At 47.2% G+C, this 7,182-nt stretch carries 6 protein-coding genes; 1 reads left to right on the top strand and 5 read right to left on the bottom strand.

What is annotated here, in order from left to right; all coding sequences use genetic code 11:
- Window positions 1-22 precede the first annotated feature (22 nt).
- The 5 genes from AAGC78_RS10595 to AAGC78_RS10615 all read right to left on the bottom strand — a co-directional run bounded on the left by AAGC78_RS10595 (window position 23) and on the right by AAGC78_RS10615 (window position 6,636).
- Entirely contained in the window at window positions 23-1,342 is a 1,320-nt protein-coding gene (locus AAGC78_RS10595) for a DUF5610 domain-containing protein (RefSeq protein WP_435784049.1), read from the bottom strand.
- Between the two features lie 74 nt (window positions 1,343-1,416).
- Window positions 1,417-2,298 carry an FHA domain-containing protein gene (locus AAGC78_RS10600; protein WP_435784050.1) on the bottom strand — a complete coding sequence of 294 codons (882 nt, stop codon included), beginning with the start codon at window positions 2,296-2,298 and terminating at the stop codon, window positions 1,417-1,419.
- 90 nt (window positions 2,299-2,388) lie between these two features.
- Complete coding sequence (locus AAGC78_RS10605; RefSeq protein WP_435784051.1) at window positions 2,389-3,111, bottom strand: sensor histidine kinase; 723 nt, start codon at window positions 3,109-3,111, stop codon at window positions 2,389-2,391.
- A gap of 2 nt (window positions 3,112-3,113) precedes the next feature.
- Complete coding sequence (locus AAGC78_RS10610; RefSeq protein WP_435784052.1) at window positions 3,114-4,760, bottom strand: response regulator; 1,647 nt, start codon at window positions 4,758-4,760, stop codon at window positions 3,114-3,116.
- Window positions 4,761-4,839: 79 nt separating this feature from the next.
- Window positions 4,840-6,636, bottom strand: a complete 1,797-nt coding sequence (locus AAGC78_RS10615; protein ID WP_435784053.1) for an EAL domain-containing protein — start codon at window positions 6,634-6,636, stop codon at window positions 4,840-4,842.
- A 160-nt stretch (window positions 6,637-6,796) separates the two neighbouring features.
- Between AAGC78_RS10615 and AAGC78_RS10620 the strand changes: the two genes are divergently transcribed.
- On the top strand, window positions 6,797-7,182 hold a 386-nt coding region (locus tag AAGC78_RS10620; RefSeq protein ID WP_435784054.1), incomplete at its 3' end, for a methyltransferase domain-containing protein.

The following is a 7,182-nucleotide window of genomic DNA, read 5'->3' on the forward strand; positions in this document are numbered from 1 at the left end:
CAAGAGCAACTTCACTGAAAAGTTAACGTAATTCGAGTGCTAACATTTCTTCCATAAAGTCGCGGAAACGTTTGCCTTGGGCTTGATCGACTTCTGTTTCGCCAGTGATATTTTCAGCCATATTGGTCAGTAGCGATTTAGGTTCACCAAATTCCGAGGCGCGATCCAAACTGGCAAGTAAATCCTTAATGAAATTACCCAGCGGCAATAATTGATCAGCCAAGAGTTTGTTGGTGTCCGAACCACCAGAGGCACGGCCAGGCTCGAATGTTTGATAAGCCTGAGTCACTTGCTGGATTTCTACTTGCGCAAGATTCAATGAAAAGCTGCCGATTTGTTCAGCATCGTAGCCCATGTTCATCGCCTGATCGAAAGCAGCATCCAAATTACCGTTAAAGAATTGACCAGCAAGATCATTTACACGGCCAAGTAAATCATTAATTGCCGTTAGCTCAGCTTCGTTCAAATCACCATCAACAGACAGCGAGAATGATTGGCTGGAGCTGTAACTGGCGTTAAGGCCACCAACTGAACTATTACCACGTCCGGCGCGACCTGCTTCCAATGCCAAGCCCTCACTGGAGCTTGCTTTGATGGTGATTTTATCACCCTCTTTAGTGGTCAATTCAAAACTAAACTCGCGTGCGCGACCGTATTCATAGTTGCCATAACCGACATAATTGCTGGTCGCGGGTATAAAATCAGGTACTTCCAATTTGGTGGCTGGCTTACCAGTACCAGAGGTTTTGCCATCAGTTGTCTTAATAACATCTGTTGTGGTTGGTGCAGTTTTGGGAGCTTCTTCGGTTGGCTGGGTAGACTGGATAAATTTGGAGCGCAGCTCATCGACGCCTTCCAATACCAGGTCGTAGGTTTTGCCGATATCACTTTTAATTTCCGGAGATAACAAACTCAACGCTTCAAGCTTTTCGCTCGCCTCAGCAAAACCTTTCTTGAAGCCCGCCAAACCAGCCTCCAGTCGAGCTTGCAAATCTTCTTGTGAAGCGCCTTCGGCAACGTCCATCTGCAAGCGACGCTCGATAAAGCCAAGAATGTTATTCGCCACCTTTTCTGAGGTTAGCGGCTCAAAGTTTTCGTATTCGGCACTGGCAGCCTGACCGCGCGAGGCGATTTTTTCATAGGCAGCAGTAAGCGTGCGATTAACAATCTGCAATGCAGCCTGACGCTTGTCCTGAATGCTGGTCGTCTCCGTGCGAGCGACTTCAGGTGCCTTACCGGCGCCCCCTTGGGTAGCCGTATTGGTGGCATTTGCCTGAGACGGCAGATTGCTGTTAATAGTTTGGTTATTAACAGAAGGGTTGTTAAGCGACGAAATATTCATAAATTCACCTTTGGGCGGCAATACCTGTCTGTTGCATCACAGGTTATCGACCAGTTTCCGCAAAGCTTAAATACTTATTTGCGCGTTAAAATGAGGGTCGTTATAACTACGGCAGCCAAAATGGCGATAAATATCAACCCAAATTTACCCCTTGAGTGGGCTTCGGGCGCAGGTTTAGCTTGAGGGTTCAGGTTTGATCGATTGGGTGATGATGCCCGCGTTGGGGCAACATGCTTTTCGCGAACAACCGCTTTCGGCTTTGCCTCTGACACTTCAACCTTTGCAGATGTCGGGCGGACAGTGGTTTTAGCCATATCATCCGATGGCCCCATTACACCAAAAGTGAGCGCATCAAACCTCAGTTCATCGCCACGCTTTACTCTTGCTTCTGCAACCCGCTTACCATTTAAAAAAGTGCCATTAGCAGAATCAAGATCCTTCACAAATAGCATGCCATCAATGATTTGTAACTGTGCATGACGACGAGATAAGTGCGCGGCAGCAAGGCTGATGTCGCATTCGTGAGCGCGCCCTACAACATTAATTTCTTTCAACGGAAAAACCCGATTGGCCAACGCAGTATGATTTGCCTTTAATGACCAGCCAGTAGATTTAGGCGCACGTAATTGAGTGACATTGGCGGATTCCTCCGCAATGATCTTGGCTTCTCGTTTAGGATCTATAACGATCAACTCAACTTTGCCCAAGGTTATTTGATCATCCGGTTTAAGTTCACAAGCACCAGTGACCGATTGACCATTAACAATTACTGGCTGTGTAGGAATAAGATTGCGTAATGTGAGATGTTCGTTATCTACGAGCACTTCCAGATGAACATCGCTGACAACAGGGTCATCAATAACCAGTGCATTAGTGGCTGAACGACCGATGGTAATCTTGGGTTCCACCAACCATACCGCATTGTACTTATTATCTTTAAAGCGGATTTTAAGCATAAAATTTAACCTGGACACGAAAACAGAAATGAGCGGCGATAATGCAATAGGTATCGAGTGATTTCAACACTTCAATATGTTCAACACAGCTCAAGGCAAATAGAGTTTCAATATCCCGCCACCCAGTGGGCCATCGTTGGCAATCGTCATATAGCCCTGCCCTTTTTTGGACTTATGAAGCTCCAGCACCTTGCGTGCAAATAGCAAACCGAGCCGAGTATTTCCCGAACCAAATGACACAGACCCCTGCGGCAAAGGGCCGAGCAGCATATTGTCCGGATAACCCTGCCCGTCATCGGCCACCGAAATGCACAGAAAACCGCTCTCCTCCGTTGCGCTTACCAATAGCTGCTTACGACAGTAGCGCGCGCAATTCACGATCAAATTGTTTAGCACACCGCCCACCAATTCGTGGTCAAAGTACCAAATCAAATCGATATCGCAATCCACTTGAATTTCAATGTGGCGGGATTTTAACAAGCTGTCATTACGTGCGACCTGCTCTTCAATAATATCGATAGTATGGTGCTCATCAATCACCACCATCATTGTCTGCTCATCCATACGATAGAGCGACAATAGCTGCACCAACTCTCCATTAATACGCGCAGCTTCATACTCAAGTGTGGAAAAAAAACGCGCTTGGTCTGCGTCGCGCGGCGGGGAGTTTTCCATCATGGCGGACAAGGTGTTTAGCAGCATCCCGAGCGAATTTTTCATGTCGTGAACACTGGATGCCAAGACAAAAGAAAAGTCGATAGGAACATTCCCGTATTCGGTGTTATCGCTTTTTTGTTTAATTGAAGGATTCACAATTAACCTCGCTTGTCTTTTTCATAAGCTCTAACCAGATTATTGTATACATCGTTTAATTGGCGATAACGTTGATACTGCGGGTGCTGCTGGGAAATAATCGCATTGGTTTTAGTAAACGTTTGCTGGATTCTTTCATTAACACCCAAATCAAAACGGGTCTTCAGCTTATCAATCATTGCCTGTACATAGTTCAAGCGCAGGCCGATGTGATTGGGAAGTTTTTGCAGTGCTGTTTTAAAGGCTTCTGCTGCGCCAGCAAAATCTTTCGCATTGTAGGATGCGATTCCTTTTTTGTTAATTTCCGCCACCATCAGTTTGTTTTTCTCACTGCGTGGCTCATCCAACAACACGTCTAAACGTTGCAACTGATCCTCATCACTGGCATAACGCTGCAACAAATCATTCAATCGCTGTTGAGCTTCATCTTCTTTACCTAGCAAGCGAAGTGCACGCACCATTTCAATTTGAATGGGTAATGCTGATGCATCCTTGTTATCACCGAATGACGACTGTGCACTTGCTAAGGCTTCTTGCGCTCGACGCTGATCGCCAGCACAGACTTGCAGCTGACTTTCCAATAGTAATGACTCAACCTTGCGCAAGCTGGTTTTACCAAAATTTTCTTCCAAACTGTTGACACAACTAATCGCTTCACGCACCAATGGCTTTGCAGATTCTTTGTCCACCGAATACAAATCAATTGTTGCCTGCGCGAAGAGTGAGTGCACATCAGCTCGATCAAAACAGGAATGCTCACCCAACTTAACTGCGCGCTTAAGCGCATTGGCTGCTGTCAACAAATCATTATTCTGTTGCGCAACATTACCGAGAGCTTGTTGGCGAAGAATTGATAATGGGGAAATATCGGTCGCTTTTTGCAATACGCTCTGCAGTTTTTCGGTATCGTTTTGCAGCTTAAACAAGTCTGCTTGTAAATCGTAAGCCTTCATACACAAAGGGTTAGCCTGCAGGATATTCTCCAGCCATTGCTGCGCGCCGATCAGATCATTTTGTGCCAGCTTGGTTTTCACCATTCCCAATTGCGCCCACTCAAGCTCACGATTATCGAGCACCGCTCGATAAACTTCTTCTGCTGCTGCCACATCATTTTTAGCCAGATACAACTGGCCGAGCAATTTTTGACAGGTATTTGCATAGCGACTGCCTTTTGCCACTAACTCTTTGCAATGCTTGATCGCCAACTCATCATCGCCTGCTTTTTGAGCGGCACGCACAGCTTTCAGCTCTACCCGCTGCTCGATAAGCCGGCTAAGCCGTTGATCCAACGCCTTGGGATTGATTGGTTTGGCGAGATAAGCGTCCGGCTCATAATCGTAAGCTGCCAAAATAATGCCTTTGCTGCTTTCGGCCGAAACCAGAATAAATAAACTGTCTGAACAGGGGTTATCAGTGGTGCGCAGCTCTTCAAGAACTTGCTGACCGCTTTTACCTTTACCCAGGTTGTTGTCACAGAGAATTAAGTCGTAGCTGCGCGCCTTGCAAAAACGCAACGCTTCTTCGCCGCTGGCTGCGGAATCGGCGTTACCGATCCCCAAGTCCATCAGCATTTTGTACAGAGTTCCGCGAAAATTCTCAAAATCGTCGACAATTAGCGCGTGCATTTTGTAGTAGCCAAGATCGGCCATCAGTCCACCTCCTGCGGGAAATTAGACTAAGGATAGACCATGATTTTAAGGCTGCTACCTGCGTTGCTGCACGGCCGCCCTATTCTATTGGCAATTCTTCGGCCTTGGTCACTTGTGGTTTACGGCGACGAGATTGGAAGAGATGGTTGCCCCCCTGGCTTTTGGCACTGTGCTTTGCTTCAGCCAGTAATTGCGATACCTGATGATGGGTTGTGCAAAATTCGACATCCGGTGTAACGCAACCGATTGCCAATGTCAGTGCGCCGAATTTTTGCCGTTGGCCCTGACGGTCAACACTCCAATACTCGGTGGATTCTGGCGGAAGCAATTTGCGACTCGCTTCAGCAAAGCGCTGTAAAATGTGTTCGCAACGCTGCTCCCAGTCAGCACTGCGCAATACCAGAATAAAATCGTCACCACCCACGTGACCGACAAAATCTTTCTGCATATCAACACTGCTGCACAAAATCTGGCTCAAGCTCAAAATTGCATCATCGCCAGCGCTGTATCCAAAAGCATCATTGAAGGGTTTAAAGTGATTAATATCGCAGTAGGCCACGACAAATTCTTTGCGATGCAACAATAAATGATCGATGCATTCGTATAAGGGCACGTTGCCCGGCAACTGGGTCAGTGGATTGCTATGTCGTGCAATGCGGAGCTTTTCTTCGGTTATGGAGCGCAGCAAATCGCGCACCTTACCCACTCCACGATAACGCTCGTTATCGCAGACTATAAAATCGACGCTCAGGTTTTGTTGCGGATCTTCACTAATTAATTGGCCGACCACTTTAAGGTCAGTGTTGATATCAACAATAATTGATGATGGGCTAATAAATTCCCGGATTGGTTTTTGTGCGTGTAATTCGTGCGCAAACCGTTGGGAAAAAACGTTGAGAATTTCTGCGCGGCTGATCATTCCCAGCGGAGTATCGCCATCAACTACGGGCACACAGGCAAGGCGCACATCGGCACGGAACATTTTTACCACTGTTTCTGCATTTGTATTTGGGGACACAAACGCTGAATCAACAACAATCTCATCTACCGTATGAGTAAAATGGTCCTGGTAGCGTCGCACGGAATTACCCTGGCCGCCGGTAACTGCATCGGGCACTTCGGTTGGCGGTAGCGCTTGCGGATGAGCGATAAAATATCCTTGCGCGTATTCAACGCCCATCGTAACCAGCGTGCTAAATTCTGCGGCAGTTTCAATCCCTTCTGCGATGGCTTTGTGTCCCATGCGATGAGCGATGTCGAGCATCGCACGCACAAACTCTCGCTTAACCGGATCTTTATCAATACCACTAATAAAATGCCGGTCAATCTTGACATAATCCGGACAGAGTTCGCTCCATACACGCAAACCTGCATACCCTGCCCCCAAATCATCCAGCGCTACGGCGAAACCTTGCCGCTGAAAATGGTCTGACGCAACGCGCAATAAATCCAGCTCATCAAGCGGCTGACTTTCGGTTAATTCGAATACCAAACGCTCAGCACTCAAACCGACGCGCTGTAAAATTTCGCGCGTAACACCGTCGCGATATTGGCTATCAGTGAAACTGATAGGGCTCATATTCAAAAACAATTTTCCCGGTAGGTTTAACGCGGCAAACCGCTCGCAAGACACCTCCCGACAAGCAAATTCAAGCAACGCCAGCAAGCGTGATTCGCGCGCGATAGCAAAAAGTGCATCGGGCTTATGCAAAGGGCTATCGCTGGGGCCGCGAATCAAAGCCTCATAGCCAATAATCCGCGGATTCTCCACAGCAACAATTGGCTGAAATACCGGTGTTAACAGCTTGAATTCAATCAAGCGACGTAATTCCTTTTGCAGGGTGATTTGATTAAATACAGGGCTCTGCAAAGACATAAAATAACAACTTAAATATCGACTTAGGGTAAGTACGATGAATATTCCTGCGGAAATATGACAGTTTTATGAATTTCTCAATTTGTTGTCAGAATCAATGACGGTTACAATGTGGGCACTTAGTTTTCCTCGCCCAATTCGCCATTAACCAGTCATCCATATGCACGATACCAACCCCGATACCATTTATGCCAATCCTCTGGCAGAGGTCAGCCGCTTTGCATTTGATGAGCGCGTGGTCGATGTTTTCCCCGATATGATCAAACGCTCAGTACCGGGATACGCCACTATCATCAATATGATCGGCAACCTCGCCGAGCGTTACGCACAGGCCAATAGCCATTGCTATGATCTCGGCTGTTCGCTAGGTGCGGCCACATTGGCAATGCGCCATCGCATCCAGGCTGCTGACTGCAAAATTATTGGTGTGGACAATTCCGCCGCAATGATCGCTCGCTGCCAACAAGTAATCTCTGCGGATAGCGGTGAAGTACCGGTCGAATTAATTGAAGCCCGGATTCAGGATGTGCACTTACAGAATGCATC

The sequence above is a fragment of the Cellvibrio sp. genome, from assembly GCF_039207905.1.
Classification (GTDB): domain Bacteria; phylum Pseudomonadota; class Gammaproteobacteria; order Pseudomonadales; family Cellvibrionaceae; genus Cellvibrio.

Coding starts and splice junctions, on each gene's coding strand:
- AAGC78_RS10615 (WP_435784053.1), bottom strand. CDS start 6,636: ATGTCTTTGCAGAGCCCTGTATTTAATCAAATCACCCTGCAAAAGGAA.
- AAGC78_RS10600 (WP_435784050.1), bottom strand. CDS start 2,298: ATGCTTAAAATCCGCTTTAAAGATAATAAGTACAATGCGGTATGGTTG.
- AAGC78_RS10610 (WP_435784052.1), bottom strand. CDS start 4,760: ATGGCCGATCTTGGCTACTACAAAATGCACGCGCTAATTGTCGACGAT.
- AAGC78_RS10595 (WP_435784049.1), bottom strand. CDS start 1,342: ATGAATATTTCGTCGCTTAACAACCCTTCTGTTAATAACCAAACTATT.